The sequence below is a fragment of the Streptomyces sp. Xyl84 genome (genome assembly GCF_059731885.1).
This window is the reverse complement of sequence record NZ_AP029183.1, coordinates 219,782-235,966: the sequence shown is the minus strand read 5'-3', so window position 1 is coordinate 235,966 and position 16,185 is coordinate 219,782. Positions and strand designations below refer to the sequence as shown.

Genomic DNA, 16,185 nt, shown 5'->3' with positions numbered 1-16,185 from the left:
ATGGACCAAGGCCGTAGGGGCCACTGACTGGGCACACTCGAAGAACCCTCACGGTCACTGCCGTGTCAGGGCTGCCCGCTGATGATCAATGGGTGCGGCTCTTCCGCGGGAGTCGTCCGAGCGGGGAACTGCCCTGCGGAAGAACAGACACAGCCCGCAAGGCATCAGGGCCTCAGCAGCCCGCCCACCCACCAGTCGTGCGGCTTGCCGTCGTTGGCGATGCCGCGATTGCGCAGTGTCCCTTCGACGGTGAAGCCGAGTTTCTCGGCGACGGCACGCGAGCCGGTGTTCCCGGCCATGGCCCACCACTCGATGCGGTGCACGTCGAGCGTGGCCCAGCCCCAGTCGCACAGGGCCCGGGCGGCCTCCACCGAATACCCGCGTCCGCGCTGCTCCCTGACCGCCCAGTAACCGAGTTCCCAGACCCCGCGGCTGATGAGGGTCAGGCAGTACGAACCGACCAGGGCGCCGGTGTCCTTGCGGAACGCGCCGAGGGTGTAGTCCCTGTCCTCGGCCCACTGGGCGGGCAGCTTCTCACCCACCAGCTTCTCCGCGTCCGCACGCCGGTACGGCACCGGCACCGGGGTGTAGAACTGGATGTCCTCGTCCTGACAGGCTTCGTACACCGCATCCACGTCGGCAGCGGTGAAGGCCCGAAGCACCAGACGGTCGGTCTCAAGAGTCACCGGATCCATTGCGGCAGTATGACCACCACCGACAACCAGCGACCAGCGAATATCCCGACCGTGCGCGCAGCCGCTGATCGCCTCGGCCGGCGTCCTTGCCGCCTTCCCGAACACCGCCCGTACCGATGCGACCGCGCAGGACGGTGAACGCCCTGCGCAGAGCCCGCCGCGCAGGGCGCGGCCTCCTCGACCAGGCCTACGCCGCCCATGACGCGATCATCCGTCACGGCCGCGCCATGACCCGCGGTCAACTGCTGCGCATCCAGCTGGAGACGGTCGCCTGCGAACTGGTCAACGCCGGCCACCCCTGGCCTCTGCGGCTGCGCGGCGACAGCGTCGAGGAGCTGACCATGGCGGTGAACATGCCCTTCGGAGTGCTGGCCCCGGTCGCCTACCAGGTGCAACGGCTTGACCTGCGGCCCGGCGACCGCCTGGTCCTGATCACCGACGGCAAGCGCGAACGAGCCACCGCCACCGTCGGCCTCGCCGCGCTCCTGCTCGCCACCCGTGACGAGCATCTCCGAGAAGTGGTCCGAGCCCCGATCTCCGCAGTTCACGAGGCCTGCGGAGGCTCTCTGCCCGACGATGCCATCATGCTGGTCCTCGAACGCGCCCAGGACCCAGCACGGTAGTCTCGGGTCATGCCCGAGACATCGGTGGCACACTTCTACGACGAACTGGCCGATGACTATCACCTGATCTACCCGGACTGGGACGCGAGCCTCCGGCGGCAGGGGAACGCTCTGGATGCCCTGATCGGCCAGGACCGCGCGACGGTGCTCGACTGCTCCTGCGGTATCGGCACGCAGGCCATCGGCCTGGCGCTGCGCGGGCATCACGTCACCGGGACCGATCTCAGCCCCCGCGCCGCTGCCCGCGCTGCCCGTGAGGCCGCCCGCCGAAGCCTGAGCCTGCGCACGGCCGCCGCCGACATGCGACGCCTCCCGTTTCCCGATGGCCGGTTCGACGTCGTCGTCTGCGCTGACAACTCCCTGCCCCACCTGCTGACAGAGCAGGATGTGCGCACCGCCCTGGCCGAGATGCGCCGCGTGCTGCGTCCCGCAGGACTGCTACTGGTCAGCACACGCCCCTACGACGAGCTGCTGCGCGACCGCCCCGTCTCGACGCCTCCACAAGTCCACCGGACCGCCGACTGCGCTGACGGCACAGAACGGACCGTCACCTTCCAGCTCTGGCACTGGCACGACGACGGTGAGCACTATGACTTGGAGCACTTCCAACTTCTTCCGGCAGAGGGAGAATGGCGCGTGCGGGTCCGCCGGACCACCTACTGGGCGCTCGGCCAGGACCGGTTGGCCGGCCTCGCGGCCGAGGCCGGGTTTGCCGACGTCCGGTGGCGGCTGCCGCAGAGCACGGGGTTCTTCCAGCCGCTGCTGGTGGCCGAGCGCGCCTGATGTCCCAGTCGGTCCTCCCGGCGGAACGTGTTCGGGCTCCGGCCTGCTGGAGCAGCTGCTCGCAGGTCCGTCCGCCGACCACAGTCGGTGTATCTTGCGGATCATCCGATCCGGGTGGATCGGGTGAGACGGCCGCTGGGTCTTGTTCTTCGGCGTAGTGGCCGCGCGGGGGAGTGCTCGCGGGAGCCGTCGTTTCACTCGGGGTGTTGATCGTCCGCGAGCTGTCTGGCCGGCGGACGGCCGCGCGCCTTTACGCACGCCGCGAGGTGGTGTGGGGTGTGGCCTCGGGCTCCGCCGGACGGAGAAGTTCCCCATGGTCGTAGGCGGTCAGTGTTCTGCAGACTGCAAACCCCGGCCACGTCTACGACGTCTGCGTCAGGGACTTCTCGGCTGGTCGCCGCCGCTGTCCGTGAGCGCCGGGGCCATCTGTCGGAGGTGGGTACGAGAGCGGGTGACATCGGTGGCGGGCGGTGCGCCGTACACGGCGCGGTAGTCGCGGGAGAAGTGCGACGCGCTGCGATAGCCGACGGTACGGGCGGCCTGAGCTGCTGTCTCCCCGAGAATCATCATGCGGTGCCGGGCCTCGCCGAGCCGCAGCCGCTTGAGGTACTGCATCGGAGTCATCGAGGTTGCCTGTTTGAATCGTCCGAAGAGCGTCGATTCGCTGGTGTGGAGGGCTGCCGCGAGCATGGGCATCGTCCATGGTTCGCTCATCTTGTCGGTCAGGTACGCAACTGCTCGGGCAACCACGGATCGCTCCTCCCCGTTCGTCGCGGCGAGAATGCGGGGCGCCTGTTCCGTCTGCAGGAGTCGAAGAATGACCTCACGTGCGATGGCTGGACCCAGAATCGGGATCGTCTCCGGCTCATCGAGCAGTCCGACGAGCCTGGCGAACGCGTCTGCGAGGCCTGGGGTCCACGTGCCGAGCCGTTCCAGCGATCCGGTGGACTGGTGGGAGCGGTGAGGAAGGGCAACGGCGACCTCCCGCACGAGCAGAGGATCGAACTCCCAGGTCACCGACAGGAAACTGCCGGCAGCGTCGGTCTCGACCACACCCGCGACGACCGGAAGATCGACGGGAGTCACCAGGAAGCGTTCACTGCCCCAGACGTCGTCGTCCGCGCCGACGATGGAGCGCTTTCTTCCGGCGAGCACCACGGCGAGCGAGGGCGCATAGCGTTGGAAGAACAGGGGCGTGGCGCCATGAACACGCGACAGTCGCAGGCCGAGCCTTGCTGCACGCGCCGTGTCATCGGCATGCCGGGCGACGATGCCGGCCGAACGCACGAGGCTCGCGGTGACTGCAGGCGCCGTGCTCGCACTCCCCTCCACCGACCTCATATTACGCGATCAAGCCTCACGGGATCAGGCAACAATGCTGCGGATTCCGGCAAGCCCGTGGTCGGCTCGAGCGCCCAGCATTGAGGCATGCAACAGAATCAGGCACTCCAAGAGCTCCTTGAAGCCCTTCCCGCCGATGAGCGGCTGCGCGGCAGGACGGCTCTGATCACCGGATCGTCCAGCGGCATCGGGGAGGCGATCGCGAAAGTCCTCGCCGCCTCCGGCACCGAGGTCGTCGTGTCCGGCCGGAACTGCGACCGCGCCGAAGCAGTCGCGGACGCGATTCGCGCGAAGGGCGGTACGGCGCACGTCGTGACCGCGGCTCTCGACGCGGAGCCTGCGGAGATTCGCGAGTTCGCCGCGCGAGCCGAGGCCGCCCTCGGGGGGAGCATCGACATCCTCGTGAACAACGCCGGCGTCTACCCCGGCGGCAGCACGGCGGACGTCACGGACGAGGAGATGCAGGCCCTGTGGGCGACGAACATCCGCGCACCGCATGTGCTCGTCGCCACCCTGGCTCCTCGTATGGCCGAGCGCGGCCATGGATCCATCGTCAACATCGGCTCCTGGATGGCACGAGTGGGTGTGCCGTACATGGCGCTATATCCAGCCACGAAAGCAGCGATCGAGCAGCTCACGCGCGCCTGGGCAGCGGAGTACGGACCGAGCGGCGTGCACGTCAACACAGTCGCCCCGGGAGCGACGGCTACGCCCGGCAACGGAGCCTTCGTCGATGTCCTCGCAGCGATGACGAAGGACACCCCCGCGGGGGCGCCCGTGCGCCCGATCGACATCGCCTACGCAGTTCGCTGGCTGGTCAGCGACGAAGCGGCGTTCGTCCACGGCGCAACCTTCGACATCGACGGCGGAATCGACGCCACCCGCATGAGGTAGGGCACGTCCTCATGCTGCAACGCTGCCTTCGTGACGGGTGGCCGGTCCGGGGACCGTGTCCGCGGCGTTCGTAGTGGCTGGTGCGGGCCTGGTGTTGTCGTCGGCGGCGCCAGGCCGACCAGTGCAGGACGTGCTCCACGGGTGTGGGCCGGCGGTCGGTGAGGCGGGTGATCAGCCGTCGTATCTCGGCGAGGCTGAGGTGGATGAGCTGGGAGGATCCGTTTCTGCTCCCCCTGCATCCAGCTCGCGGGCTCGCAGGACGGTCAGGCAGACGTGGGCGGCCATGGCGAGGGCCATGTGGCGGTGCCGGCCTGGGCAACGGCGGACCTGGTCGTCGTCCGGATGCTGCGGCGGGCGATCACCCGGGGGCGGCGGTCGGGTCGGTGTCAGGGCCGCACCTCGACGCGTGCCCAGTCGTAGATCCGCAGGCCGTGAGCCTCTGCGCCGCAGCACCCGTGACGTGACGTGCGCCACAGTTGAGGTTGACCCGAGGTCAGGGTGCAGGCTCTCCGCAACGGCCCGGCACCGAGCGGGTCCCACACGACGCGGAGGCGCACCATGCCCAGCAATCCCACCCCCTGGGGCCCGGACCGGCCGGAACTGCAGAAGGCGATCGAGGAGATCGCGGCATCCGGGATCCTCGGGGTGCAACTGCGGGTCGACGACGAGCGCGGCGCATGGGTAGGCAGCGCCGGATGCCGTGAACTGGGCGGCAAGCAGCGTCCCTCGACGGACGCGCACTTCCGGATCGGCAGCACCACCAAGAACTTCGTCGCGACGACAGTGCTGATGCTGGTCGCCGAGGGCCGGACCAGCCTGGAAACCCCGGTCGCCGACCAACTGCCGCGGCTCGGCCTCGACCGCCGCATCACCGTACGGATGCTGCTCCAGCACACCAGCGGGATCTTCAACCACACCGGGGAGTACTACGAGGACGGGACGGTCGCCGCCGGCATCCCCTGGCAGGGCAAGGAGTGGGTGGACCTGCGCTTCCACACCTACGAACCGGAAGAACTGGTCCGGTTCTCCCTCACCAGGCCCGCCCGGTTCGAGCCGGGGGCAGGCTGGAGCTACGCCAACACCAACTACGTGATCGCCCGGCTGCTCGTCGAAGAGCTCACGGGCCGCCCGTTCGCCGAGGAACTGCGGCAACGCATCCTGGAACCGCTGCACCTGACCGGCACGCTGGCGCCGGGCGCCTCCCCCGAAATCCCGGACCCCCACAACCACAGCTACTACCGCTACGACGACGCAGGGGTGGAGCGCACGATCGACATCACCCGGCAGAACCCGTCCTGGGTCGGCGCCGGCGGCGACATGATCTCCACCACCGCGGACCTGCACACGTACTTCCGCGCGCTCATGGGCGGCCTGCTGCTGCCGGAGGGAGTGCTGGCCGAGATGCGCATCCCGGAGCAGACCATCGGCTACGGCCTGGGGATCTTCGCTCAGGACCTGGGCGGGGGCCGCACCGTCTACCATCACAACGGCGGCCAGGGCGGCTCGGCGGCCCTGATGTACGCCTCGGCCGACGGCACCACGACACTGACCGCCGGGCTCAACTACGTCGACGACCCCGGCCTGTCGCTCGCCGCGCCCTTCCAGAAGGCCCAACAGCGACTCGTCGAGGAGGTGTTCGGCACACTGGGCGCATGAGCAACGGAGTCACGATCGGGCAGGCCGCGGCCTTCGTCGGCGTCACCGTGAAGACGGTGCGGCACTACCACAAGCTGGGGCTCGTCGCAGAGCCGGAGCGCGACAGCTCCGGCTACCGGCGCTACGGCTCGGCCGACCTGCTGCGCCTGGTGCAGGTGCGCACCTTCGCCACCGCCGGAGTGCCGCTCGCCGGCATCGCACCCCTGCTGGCTGCGGACGGCGCGCAGTTCACCGCCGCGCTCGCCGACGTGGAGCGCCAACTGCTCGACCACATAGCGGAGCTGACCGCTCGGCATGAAACGCTGCGTCGGCTCGCTGACGGCGACCGGGCCCTGCTGCCCGACCGGGCCTGCGCCCTCCTGGAACGCATGCGCGCCCTCGGCTTCGCCGCCGAGTACGTCGCCACACAGCGCGAGGCGCTGGTCCTCGCCAAGGCGCTGATCCCGGCCGGCTTCGACGGTTTCCTGGCCGTCCAGGAGAGCCGCCTGGCCGATCCCGCCTACGTGGAGCTGACCCAGCGCGGCTGGGAGGCCGAGAGCTGGGACCCCGACGACCCGCGCATCGAGGAACTCGCGGCAGCCCTGGCCGACCACTACCTCGCGCACCCCGAACTCCTCGATGCCAGCGGCCCCATGCGGGCGTGGGCCACCGCCGCCGCCCGCTACGGGCTGATCAACAACCACGGCGAGGAACAGGCCCCCATCTCGGCCCGTCTGACCGCACTGACCGAACAGAAGCTCCGCGCGGCCGGCTTCCGCGTGCCCCGAGTACCGTGACCCGCCAGCACATTCACCACCACAGGGCTCACCCGAGCAACCATGCGCCATCACGAGTTCAAGTTCGGTGAGCGGCCACGCGGACAGTCGGAGCAATGCGGTGGCGTAAAGGCAGTTCACGCGCAAGCGTGCGAGCATGAGTCCATGTGGTCACGACTGCCATTCGGGGACGGGCTGCGGTCCGAGCTGGGCTCACCTCGTCAGGCTCGCCGGCTGGGAAGCAGCCCGCGCTCTCGCGTATGGCGAGCCGAACTGTCCGGCACACCCGTGGTGGTCAAGCAGCTCGTCGACGCTCCAGAGGCGGCCGAGAGGTATGCCCGCGAAGTGGCGGCGCTGAAGCTCGCGTCCCGGGTCGACCCACCCGTGGTGCCGACGCTTCTCGGCACCGACCCGGACGAACGCGTCCTGGTCCTTGAGTACTTGGAGCACCAGCCGCCCCGGGAAGGCTGGGTGGTCGACTACGCCACTGCACTGGCCCGGCTCCATGCGGCCACCAGCACCGACGACACAGGCACACTCCCCGCCTGGTCCGGCCCGACCCGAGGCGACATCGACTCCTTCCTCGGACTTGCCTGGACGCTCGGCGTCGCGGTTCCGGCCGGAGTCCGAACCGAGCTGGACGACCTCGTAGACCGTCTGGCCGGCACACCGGGCCATGCCCTGCTGCATGGCGACCCCTGCCCCGGCAACGACATGCACACCAGCAGCGGCGTCCGGTTCATCGACTTCGAACAGGCCTCGCTGGGCAACGGACTCGTGGAACTCGCCTACCTGCGGTTCGGCTTCCCGACCTGCTGGTGCGCCACGGCCCCGGCACAGCCCCTGCTGCACGCAGCAGAGACCGCCTATCGCGCGACCTGGCGCGACGCGACGGGCACCGATGCCCAAGAAGGTCTCACCGATGCATGTGCTGCCTGGCTGCTACGCGGCGACGCACTGGTCCAGCGAGCCGAGCGTGGAACCGTCGACCACCTGGCCGAGATCCCGAACCGGGACTGGAAATGGGGCACGGCAACGGCCCGGCAGCGACTCGTTCACCGTCTCGGAATCGTCAGCCAGGTGACCGCTGACAGCAGTGAGCTCAACGGCCTGGGACAACTCGCCGCGGCCGTCAAGGGAGCCATGCTCACCCGATGGCCCACGCTTCAACCACTGCCCCTGCACAGGCCGTAAGGCGTCAGCCCGCAATCTGGGCCACGACCTGGTCGCGAACCACAAGCCATGGAGTTGCGACGCTCTGTGATCACTGGGGAGACCTGTTCCCGCTTCGGCGTCGTGGCTGGCCGAACCACTCCGGGTCCTCCAAGGGCCCCGGCGCGGGCGGACCCGGACGCCGAGCGGTCACCTTCGGCCTCCAGCGAGACGGTTGACTCCTGCCGCCGGCCTACGGGGCCAACCTCACCCGCCGTCGACCCACACCGTCACCGAATCTGACGGACTACCGGCAGGGACGCACCACAGGACGGGCTGATACGAGAACCGGCAGCCCAGAGTGGCGGTCATGACTGTGCGTGAATGTCTGCTTCGGGGAGCAGCGCGCCGGCGACCTTGGCGGGCCCACCGCCCCGTGGACGAGAGCATCGTGGGCCTCGTCTGGAGTGACGGGCCTGCTGTTACGGGGCGTCAGGTCACCGGGTGGAAGCGGTTCACCAGCGCGTCTCCCCGGCGAAATGCGTCGCCTCCTCGCGCTGGATCTCGCGTTCCTCCTCCAGCTCGCGGGCCTTCTGGCGCAGAGCGGCGTTCTCCGCCTCCGACGGTGCCGGCGGCTCGGTCGGCACCTGAGCCCGGCGTCCCCGCGGCCGGCTCGCACCGGCTGCCCGGACCCGGTTCCGCAAGGTCTCGGGATCGATCCCCGGACCGGCAGCGACCTGCCGGATCGTCGCCTCGGGCCGCGACCGGTCCAACGCGACCGCGTCCGCCTTGAACTGCGGCGGATAGATCTTCAGGACCACGAGATGTCCGTTATCGGATCCTCGGCATCCAGTGTCTGGTGTGTCCAGGATCAAGGGTCGAGGTCCGCGATCGCATGATCGGGTGAGCGAGTCGAAGTCCACCGGCACGGGTCTTCTGGTGGAGGAGCTGGCTGCCCGCCCCGCTGTGCGGGGCGCGGCCTGGCTGCCACCCGATGGCGGCCGACGACGCCCGGCGTCATGGACCGCCCAGGCCGCGGCGTTCCGCTTACCCCGACGGAGGCCGGACAACCGCCGTCAGGTGGCGACCGCTGCGGCGGGCTCCGGGCGCCCGCGCGCTCACGCGGTGATCAGTCAACACTACTAAATGATATGGTCATTGGACTTGCCGAGCGGGACGTCCCCCTCACGAGTCGCTGCCGGCAAGGCGGTTCGGGCGGCGAGTGCGGCCGCCGCCAAGGGCCTCACGGACAGGTTCCAGTAACTGGACTCCAGTCGTTTGAAGAGAGTCATATGACGAACTACTTGCAGGATCCGGCGGTGTGGGCGTTGGCTGCCGGCGTCCCTGCTGCGGCCACGCTCGCTGTGCGTCAGCGTAGGACGATCAGAGCTTTACGCCAGGAGGGACAGGGGCTCGAAGAGTCCAACGCCGGGCTGCGGAGCCGCTGCGTCGACCTCGAAGCCACCATCGCCGAACTGCGCAGCGGTTACGACGAGGTCGTCCGGCAGGCCAAGGAGGAGGCGGAGAACGCGACGAAGACCGTGCTGAAGTCCGCGATGCGGACACTTCAGGGTCTTGCCGCGGAGCAGCAGAAGGCCATCTCCCAGTTGCAGCAGAAGTACGGCGACTCGGCTGTTCTGCGGGACATGCTGGACATCGACCACATGAACAGTCAGTTCGGCAGGCGCGCGCAGTCCATCGCGGTGCTGTGCCAGGGCTGGCTCGGCAGACAGCGGGATCCTGCGTCGGTCTACGACGTGATCCGCAGCGCTCAGGGGAGGATCCGCCACTTCCCGCGGGTCGAGATCCTCTCACAGGTCAACTTCGCCGTGATCAGCCGGGCGGTCGAGCCGGTCGCGCTCGCGGTCGCCGAACTGCTCGACAACGCCACGAGCTATTCGGCACCTGAGACCGTGGTCGAGGTCAACGTGCGCACGGTGCCGAGCGGTATCTGCATCGTGATCGACGACGCGGGCGTCGGGATGAACGAGGAGGAGAAGACCCACGCCTCAGCCCTCCTCTCGGGTGCGCGTGCGGCCAGCGTCAGCGATCTGGGCAACCCGCCGCAGTTTGGCTTCGCGGTCATCGGCGCCTTGTGTGCTCGCTACGAATTCAGCGTGACGGTCGACACCGCCTCTCCCTACGGTGGCGTCCGTGCGGTGGTTCTCCTGCCGAAGGACCTGCTCACCAGCATGCCGGAGCCGAAGCCCACCACCGCTCTGACGGACCCGGGCTCGAACGGGAGCGAGCCGGAGGCTCCGGGGACCACGGCCGACGGTCTGCCCAAGCGCAGGCGCAAACGCAGCATGAGTGTCGTGTCGAACAGTGAGCCGCCCGCCCGTCCGCTCGCTCGTTCGAGCAGCGAGACGGCATCGATCATGGGTGCGTTCCAGCGTGGCACCGATCGCGGCCGGACCGCACTGCCGGACTTCGCGCGCCAGCCGGACCGCGCCGACGTACGCAAAGGACCTGACACCCCGTGAATACTGATCTGTCCTGGATGCTCGACAGCGCACTGGAGATTCCCGGGGCCCTGCACGCGGTCCTGATCTCCGCCGACGGACTGCCGATGTCCCGCACCGCGGAACTCGGGCGTGATTCGGCCGAGAGGGTCGCTGCCGCGATGAGCGGAGTGCAGTCGCTCAGCCGCTCCCTCGGGTTCTTCTGCGACGACGACAGCCTGCAGTGGCGCCAGACCCTGGTCGAGTTCGACGGCGGCTGGGTGTTCCTCGTCTCGGCCGGACCCGGCGCGTACCTCGCGGTCGCGGCGTCACCCGAGGTCGACATGGCCGACATCACCTTCCGCATGCAGCAGCTCGTCGGCCAGCTCGGCAAGGAACTGTCGACACCTCCTCGTGAAGGCATCGGTCACCGCCCATGACCGACCATAGCCTTCCCGAGTCCGAACTCGAATCCGCTCACTTAGTCCGGCCCTATGTCATCACCGGCGGACGGGATCTGCCCGGCGAGGACCAGTTCTCGCTGATCACTCTCGTCACGACGGCCACCGACCAGCGGCAGCGTCCCACTCGGCTCTCTCCCGAGGAGCAGCAACTCCTGGAGATGTGCTCGGGCGGCTACCTCTCCGTCGCCGAGATCGCCGGCCACACGCGTCTCCCGCTGGGCGTGCTCAAGGTCCTTCTCAGTTCCCTCGCCGAGGGCGGCTACCTGGTCACCCGCGCGCCGGTGCCCCGGGCTCGCCTGGTCGACCAAGAACTCCTGCAGGAGGTGCTGGATGGTCTCAAGGCCCGTCTTGGATGACGACGCCTACGTACGGAGCGGCGCGGAGCAGACCGCTGTGAAGATCCTGGTCGTCGGACACTTCGCTGTCGGCAAGACCACACTCATCAGCACCCTCTCCGAGATCACCCCGCTGTCCACCGAGGAGAGCATGACCCGCGTCTCCGAAGCCGTCGACGACCTCAAGGGAGTACGGGGCAAGACCACCACCACGGTCGCCCTGGACTTCGGGCGGCTGACGCTCAGCGACCGCGTGGTGCTCTACCTGTTCGGCACACCGGGACAACAGCGGTTCGTCAACCTCTGGCAGGACATGGCCCGCGGCGCCCTGGGAGCCCTGGTCCTGGTGGACCCCGAGCGGCTGGCGGACTCCTTCGCCGTCATGGATCTGATCGAGGAGCACGGACTCGACTACGCCATCGCCATCAACCACTTCGACGGTACCCCTGCACGTACGGAGGCGGCAGTGCGCGAAGCGCTCGACCTGCTCCCCGACACCCCGGTCGTCGTCATGGACGCACGGGACGAGAGATCGTCGACAGACGCACTGATCACGCTGGTTCGCTACCTGCAGCAACGCGCCGCCTTGGAGCACGCATGACCACCACCCCCGTTCCACCACCCGGCTGCCCCGCGCATGGCAGCGGCCAGCCGATTCCCCTGCACACCCCGCAGTTCGCCGCCGACCCGCACGCCTTCTACGCCTACATGCGCCAGTACGGGCCCGCCGCGCTCGTCGAGCTCGCTCCCGGTGTGGAAGCGACCCTGGTGACCGACTACGGCGCGGCGCTCGATCTCCTGCAGAATCCGACCGTCTTCCACAAGGACTCACACCGCTGGCGAGCCCTCGGTGAAGGGCGGATACCCGCCGACAGCCCGGTCCTTCCCCTGCTCGCCCCACGGCCCAACTGCATGTTCACCGACGGCGCCCCGCACCTGCGGCTGCGCCAGGCCGTCACCGACAGTCTGGCCCGGATCAACGACATCCGGCTGAGCCAGACCGTCGAGCGGGTCGCCCAGTATCTCATCGCCCAGTTCAGCGCCCGCGGCTCGGCCGACCTGCTCAACGACTACGCCAAGCCGCTTCCCCTGTTCGTGTTCAACGAACTCTTCGGCTGTCCGTCGGAGATCGGTGACCGGGTCATGTTCGGCATCTCCGGTATGTTCGACGGCATCAACGCGGAGCAGGCCAACCAGGTGCTCGTCCAGGCGGTCGGCGAACTGGTCGCGCTGAAGCGGGCCCAGCCGGGCGATGACGTCACCTCCTGGCTGATGGAGCATCCGGCGCAGCTGAACGACATGGAGATGGTCCACCAACTCGTACTGCTGCTCGGTGCCGGTGCGGAGCCGCTGCGCGGGCTCATCGGCAACACCCTGCACCAGGTGTTCACCAACGAGCGTTTCGCGCGCAGCGGACTGCTGGACGAAGCCCTCGACGACACGCTGTGGCGCAATCCGCCCATGGCCAACTACGCGCCGCACTACCCGTCCGTGGACACGGACGTGGCCGGCCACAAGGTCAGCGCAGGAGAGCTGGTACTGGTGAGCTTCGCCGCCGCCAACGCCGCTCTGGCAGACCAGGCCAGCAGCAATCGCGCTCACCTCGCCTGGAGTGCCGGCCCTCACGCCTGCCCCTCCAAGGAGCCCGCCCGTCTCATCACCTTGACGGCCATCGAGCATCTGCTCAACGAACTGCCCGACGTCGAACTCGCGGTCCCGGAGGAGAGCCTGGTCTGGCGCCCCGGCCCCTTCAACCGGGCGTTGGCGCAGCTTCCCGTCCGGTTCGCCCCGGTCAAGCCACGGGTTTCCGCACAGCCTCAGCAGTCGGAGACGCCTCTGCGGCCGCAGACGCCTCAGCCCTCGGCGTCCAGCACCGATCAGAGCAACTCCAAGCGCCCCGGACGCTGGAGCGCCTTCCTCGCCTGGCTACAGAAGTGACGCACGTGACACACGAGGTCGTTGCTAGCTGCATGAATGGTGAACCACTGGGGTAGGACTGCGCGGACTGTTCCGGGGTTGTCACAAGGTGAAGGAGAGACAGTGGATTCCCACGACATACCTGTTCATCAACGCGTGGCACGGCCACCCCGGGGACGGTCCCACCTCCAGCCGGACAACCCCCCGCACAGGCCCGGACATGGTGAGGAACACGGTCGGACGCCCGTCTCTCCCGGCGGGTGTTCGCGTGGCTCCTCGCTCACCGGCAGGTCGCCCGCAGGAGTGACGCCCGCGAGCCACCGGTCCGGGCGCCGGCCGCCGCTGGGGGGACGGTGAAGGCACTGCCGACGTCCGCCGCACCGGGGACAGCATCCGCGGCAGAGCCTGGCAGAACCACGCTCGGCGGCCACGTCCTGGGCCAACTGGTGCGCCTCGCCCCCGTCGCCGGGCTGAACGACGCGGACACGATCGCGTACGGCCAGGCACTCATGGACTCCCTGTCGGACACAGCGCACCGGCCGTTGTCCCTGCCGCCGGCTTCGCCCAGCTTCATCTCCGACGACCACACCCCGGTCGAGTTCTCTCTCGCCTTCACCCGGGACGCCGATCCGCGTCTGCGGGTGCTGGTGGAACCCGGCTGCGCGGTCGGCGACGTGGCCGGCAGCGGTCGCGTCGGCCTGTCGGTCATCCGTGAGATGGCCGCCCGATGGGATTTCTCCACCGCTCAGCTCGACGCCGTCGAGGACCTCTTCTTCCCGGCCGACCCACAGGGCCCGCTGGCCCTCTGGTACGCGCTGGAACTGCGTCCCGGAGGGGTACCCGGGGTCAAGGTGTATCTGAATCCCTCGGCCGCCGGCCCCGAGAACGCCGCCCGGACGGTGCGGGAAGCGCTGCGCCGGCTCGGCCACCCCCACGCGTTCGACGTGCTTCCCGCAGCAGCGGGCTACCCCTTCATCGCCCTCGACCTGGGCAGCTGGGCGACGCCCCGCGTCAAGGTGTACGTCAAGCATCCCCGGATGTCCGCAGACGACGCCGCCACGGTGAGCCGCACCACGCCCGGCCTGGCGGAAGACCAGGTCACCACCTTCTTCCAGCTAGCCGCAGGAACGGTTCCGCTGCCGGGTCGCAGGACCGAGGAGAGACAGCGGCTCCTGCGGCGGCCCGCGCTCACCTGCCATGCCTTCACCGACGGCAAGGCCACTTCACCGAGCGGCTTCACCCTGCACATTCCCGTCCGGGACTACGTCCGCGACGACCAAGAGGCCCTTGCCCGGGCAACGGCTCTGCTGCGCCACTTCGGCATGGGCGCCTCGGCTCTCCGCCGAGCCCTGGCTGCGCTCACCCCCCGGAAACTCACCGACGGCGTCGGGCTGATCGCCTACCTGGCCCTGGCGCACGAGCAGCACCGGCAACCGCGCGTCACCGCCTACCTCTCCTGCGAGGCGTACGCGGTCCGCCCGCCGCTGGCCCTGCCCCTGCGGGAAGCAGCCAGCCTCCCCTGAGCAGGGACGAAGCATCGCAAGCCATACACGAAGCACACGCAAGGCAAAAGGAAGAACCCACGTGGAGCCCTACCGCATCAAGGTCGTCGAGCCCCTGGCCTTCACCACTCGGAAGCAGCGCGAGGAGGCCCTCGAACGGGTCGCCTACAATCCCTTCGACCTGCGTGCCGACGAGGTCACCATCGACCTGCTGAGTGACTCGGGGACCGGCGCGCTCTCCGCGGCACAACTGGCCGCCGGTATGAACGGCGACGAGTCCTACGCAGGATCCCGCTCGTTCTACCGCTGGCACACAGTCGTCAGCGAACTCACCGGCTACCCGCACATCCTGCCCGTCCATCAGGGAAGAGCGGCGGAACGCGTTCTGTTCTCCGTGCTCCTCAGACCCGGCGGCACCGTTCTGTCGAACACCCACTTCGACACCACCCGCGCCAACGTGGAACTGACCGGCTGCCAGGCACGTGACCTCCCGTGCGCCGAGGCCGCCGACCTCGACAGCCAGTATCCCTTCAAGGGTGACATCGACCTGTCCGCTCTCCAGCAGGCGCTCGAGAGTGCGGAGGAATCCCCCGTTTCGGCCGTGGTGATGACCATCACCAACAACGGCGGTGGCGGCCAGCCCGTGTCCATGGAGAACCTGCGACGGACCGCCGACCTGTGCCGCCGTCACAACGTCCCGATGATCCTGGACGCCGCGCGTTTCGCGGAGAACGCCTGGCTGGTGACCCGCCGGGAACCCGGCTACCAGGACCGCACCCCCCGCCAGGTCGCCGAAGAGGCCTTCAGGCTGGCGGACGGGTGCATCATGAGCGCCAAGAAGGACGGCATCGTCCACATCGGCGGCTTCATCGGCCTCAAGGACCCTGAACTCGCCGAGAAGTGCAACGGGCTGCTCATCGCCACCGAAGGCTTCTCCACCTACGGCGGCCTGGCCGGGCGTGACCTCGACATGATGGCCCAGGGCCTCCTTGAGGTCACCGAGCCGGCCTATCTGGCGGAGCGCGCCGAGGCGGCCAACTACCTGGCCGACGCCATCCGTGCCGCAGGCGTCGACATCGTCGAGCCCGCCGGCCTGCACGCCCTCTATCTCAACGCCGGGCGCCTCCTGCCCCACATCCCTCCTCATCAGTACCCCGGCACTGCCCTGGTCTGCGAGCTCTACCTCCGTGGAGGCATCCGCTCCGCAGAGCTGGGATCCCTCTACCTCGGCGAGGAGGACGAACAGGGAAACCCCGTCAAGAGCGCACCGTACGAGCTGGTGAGGCTGGCACTCCCGCGCCGGGTCTACACCCGCAGCCACTATGACCACGTCGCCCAGACCCTGGCGGACATAGCGAAGGATCCCGGCTCGGTCCACGGATACCGCGTCGTGGGGCAGTCCCCGATCCTTCGGCATTTCAGCATTCGGCTGGAACCGGTGAACCCCGCAGGGTGACACCCCGCCGGCCCCGCCCGCCCGGTGCACCGAAGCGGCCGAGCGGGCGGCTGCACGGCCGGCGTCGTCGTGGATCTCGGCGGCGCCCACGCCGTTCCCGGGTTCAACGACGCGCAGCACCATCTCAGCCTCGTCGGCAAGGGTGTGCGCGAGCCCGACCTCTCGTAGGCC

General features: G+C 69.0%; 17 protein-coding genes and 1 pseudogene. 14 read left to right on the top strand and 4 right to left on the bottom strand.

Annotated features, from left to right (window positions below; all coding sequences use genetic code 11):
• Window positions 1-164 precede the first annotated feature (164 nt).
• A complete protein-coding gene (locus AC6I72_RS32760; protein WP_366729419.1) occupies window positions 165-695 on the bottom strand; it encodes a GNAT family N-acetyltransferase in 531 nt (176 codons plus the stop codon).
• A gap of 116 nt (window positions 696-811) precedes the next feature.
• Between AC6I72_RS32760 and AC6I72_RS32755 the strand changes: the two genes are divergently transcribed.
• Window positions 812-1,318: a PP2C family protein-serine/threonine phosphatase gene (locus tag AC6I72_RS32755; protein ID WP_498005082.1), complete on the top strand. Its 507-nt coding sequence runs from the start codon at window positions 812-814 to the stop codon at window positions 1,316-1,318.
• Between the two features lie 9 nt (window positions 1,319-1,327).
• A complete protein-coding gene (locus AC6I72_RS32750) occupies window positions 1,328-2,101 on the top strand; it encodes a class I SAM-dependent methyltransferase (RefSeq protein ID WP_498005081.1) in 774 nt (257 codons plus the stop codon).
• A 375-nt stretch (window positions 2,102-2,476) separates the two neighbouring features.
• Here the strand turns inward: AC6I72_RS32750 and AC6I72_RS32745 are convergent, their stop codons facing one another.
• Window positions 2,477-3,433 (bottom strand): AraC family transcriptional regulator, encoded by a 957-nt coding sequence (locus tag AC6I72_RS32745; protein ID WP_498005080.1) that lies wholly within the window; start codon window positions 3,431-3,433, stop codon window positions 2,477-2,479.
• A 96-nt stretch (window positions 3,434-3,529) separates the two neighbouring features.
• Here AC6I72_RS32745 and AC6I72_RS32740 point away from each other — a divergent pair, with 96 nt between their 5' ends.
• The gene (locus tag AC6I72_RS32740) at window positions 3,530-4,336 is read left to right on the top strand and encodes an SDR family NAD(P)-dependent oxidoreductase (RefSeq protein WP_498005079.1); all 807 of its coding nucleotides are present in this window, start codon (window positions 3,530-3,532) and stop codon (window positions 4,334-4,336) included.
• A 171-nt stretch (window positions 4,337-4,507) separates the two neighbouring features.
• Here the strand turns inward: AC6I72_RS32740 and AC6I72_RS32735 are convergent.
• A pseudogene (locus AC6I72_RS32735) lies at window positions 4,508-4,785 on the bottom strand (IS701 family transposase); the annotation flags it as partial.
• A gap of 109 nt (window positions 4,786-4,894) precedes the next feature.
• Between AC6I72_RS32735 and AC6I72_RS32730 the strand changes: the two are divergent.
• From AC6I72_RS32730 to AC6I72_RS32720, 3 genes are all read left to right on the top strand, one after another.
• Window positions 4,895-5,992 (top strand): serine hydrolase domain-containing protein, encoded by a 1,098-nt coding sequence (locus AC6I72_RS32730; RefSeq protein WP_498005078.1) that lies wholly within the window; start codon window positions 4,895-4,897, stop codon window positions 5,990-5,992.
• Entirely contained in the window at window positions 5,989-6,768 is a 780-nt protein-coding gene (locus AC6I72_RS32725; protein ID WP_498005077.1) for a MerR family transcriptional regulator, read from the top strand. Before AC6I72_RS32730 ends, AC6I72_RS32725 begins: the two co-directional genes overlap by 4 nt.
• 144 nt (window positions 6,769-6,912) lie before the next feature.
• Window positions 6,913-7,941, top strand: a complete 1,029-nt coding sequence (locus AC6I72_RS32720) for a phosphotransferase (RefSeq protein ID WP_498006414.1) — start codon at window positions 6,913-6,915, stop codon at window positions 7,939-7,941.
• A 473-nt stretch (window positions 7,942-8,414) separates the two neighbouring features.
• Here the strand turns inward: AC6I72_RS32720 and AC6I72_RS32715 are convergent, their stop codons facing one another.
• A complete protein-coding gene (locus AC6I72_RS32715) occupies window positions 8,415-8,720 on the bottom strand; it encodes a transposase (RefSeq protein ID WP_498005076.1) in 306 nt (101 codons plus the stop codon).
• 471 nt (window positions 8,721-9,191) lie between these two features.
• Here AC6I72_RS32715 and AC6I72_RS32710 point away from each other — a divergent pair, with 471 nt between their 5' ends.
• From AC6I72_RS32710 to AC6I72_RS32675, 8 genes are all read left to right on the top strand, one after another.
• Window positions 9,192-10,382, top strand: coding sequence for an ATP-binding protein (locus AC6I72_RS32710; RefSeq protein WP_498005075.1), 1,191 nt, complete (start codon window positions 9,192-9,194; stop codon window positions 10,380-10,382).
• Window positions 10,379-10,780 carry a roadblock/LC7 domain-containing protein gene (locus tag AC6I72_RS32705; RefSeq protein WP_498005074.1) on the top strand — a complete coding sequence of 134 codons (402 nt, stop codon included), beginning with the start codon at window positions 10,379-10,381 and terminating at the stop codon, window positions 10,778-10,780. Before AC6I72_RS32710 ends, AC6I72_RS32705 begins: the two co-directional genes overlap by 4 nt.
• The gene (locus tag AC6I72_RS32700; RefSeq protein WP_498005073.1) at window positions 10,777-11,160 is read left to right on the top strand and encodes a DUF742 domain-containing protein; all 384 of its coding nucleotides are present in this window, start codon (window positions 10,777-10,779) and stop codon (window positions 11,158-11,160) included. Before AC6I72_RS32705 ends, AC6I72_RS32700 begins: the two co-directional genes overlap by 4 nt.
• Window positions 11,135-11,740 (top strand): GTP-binding protein, encoded by a 606-nt coding sequence (locus AC6I72_RS32695; RefSeq protein WP_376365844.1) that lies wholly within the window; start codon window positions 11,135-11,137, stop codon window positions 11,738-11,740. Before AC6I72_RS32700 ends, AC6I72_RS32695 begins: the two co-directional genes overlap by 26 nt.
• Window positions 11,737-13,077 (top strand): cytochrome P450, encoded by a 1,341-nt coding sequence (locus AC6I72_RS32690; RefSeq protein ID WP_498005072.1) that lies wholly within the window; start codon window positions 11,737-11,739, stop codon window positions 13,075-13,077. Before AC6I72_RS32695 ends, AC6I72_RS32690 begins: the two co-directional genes overlap by 4 nt.
• A 332-nt stretch (window positions 13,078-13,409) precedes the next feature.
• Complete coding sequence (locus AC6I72_RS32685; RefSeq protein ID WP_498005071.1) at window positions 13,410-14,579, top strand: tryptophan dimethylallyltransferase family protein; 1,170 nt, start codon at window positions 13,410-13,412, stop codon at window positions 14,577-14,579.
• Window positions 14,580-14,640: 61 nt separating this feature from the next.
• Entirely contained in the window at window positions 14,641-16,014 is a 1,374-nt protein-coding gene (locus tag AC6I72_RS32680; protein WP_498005069.1) for a tryptophanase, read from the top strand.
• A gap of 24 nt (window positions 16,015-16,038) precedes the next feature.
• Window positions 16,039-16,182 carry a hypothetical protein gene (locus tag AC6I72_RS32675; RefSeq protein ID WP_498005067.1) on the top strand — a complete coding sequence of 48 codons (144 nt, stop codon included), beginning with the start codon at window positions 16,039-16,041 and terminating at the stop codon, window positions 16,180-16,182.
• The last annotated feature ends 3 nt before the right edge of the window (window positions 16,183-16,185 follow it).

Bases quoted from the DNA above. Each gene is read 5' to 3' on its own strand.
- AC6I72_RS32740 (WP_498005079.1), top strand. From the start codon at position 3,530: ATGCAACAGAATCAGGCACTCCAAGAGCTCCTTGAAGCCCTTCCCGCC.
- AC6I72_RS32695 (WP_376365844.1), top strand. From the start codon at position 11,135: ATGGTCTCAAGGCCCGTCTTGGATGACGACGCCTACGTACGGAGCGGC.
- AC6I72_RS32760 (WP_366729419.1), bottom strand. From the start codon at position 695: ATGGATCCGGTGACTCTTGAGACCGACCGTCTGGTGCTTCGGGCCTTC.
- AC6I72_RS32750 (WP_498005081.1), top strand. From the start codon at position 1,328: ATGCCCGAGACATCGGTGGCACACTTCTACGACGAACTGGCCGATGAC.
- AC6I72_RS32720 (WP_498006414.1), top strand. From the start codon at position 6,913: ATGTGGTCACGACTGCCATTCGGGGACGGGCTGCGGTCCGAGCTGGGC.
- AC6I72_RS32730 (WP_498005078.1), top strand. From the start codon at position 4,895: ATGCCCAGCAATCCCACCCCCTGGGGCCCGGACCGGCCGGAACTGCAG.
- AC6I72_RS32710 (WP_498005075.1), top strand. From the start codon at position 9,192: ATGACGAACTACTTGCAGGATCCGGCGGTGTGGGCGTTGGCTGCCGGC.
- AC6I72_RS32755 (WP_498005082.1), top strand. From the start codon at position 812: ATGCGACCGCGCAGGACGGTGAACGCCCTGCGCAGAGCCCGCCGCGCA.
- AC6I72_RS32700 (WP_498005073.1), top strand. From the start codon at position 10,777: ATGACCGACCATAGCCTTCCCGAGTCCGAACTCGAATCCGCTCACTTA.
- AC6I72_RS32690 (WP_498005072.1), top strand. From the start codon at position 11,737: ATGACCACCACCCCCGTTCCACCACCCGGCTGCCCCGCGCATGGCAGC.
- AC6I72_RS32725 (WP_498005077.1), top strand. From the start codon at position 5,989: ATGAGCAACGGAGTCACGATCGGGCAGGCCGCGGCCTTCGTCGGCGTC.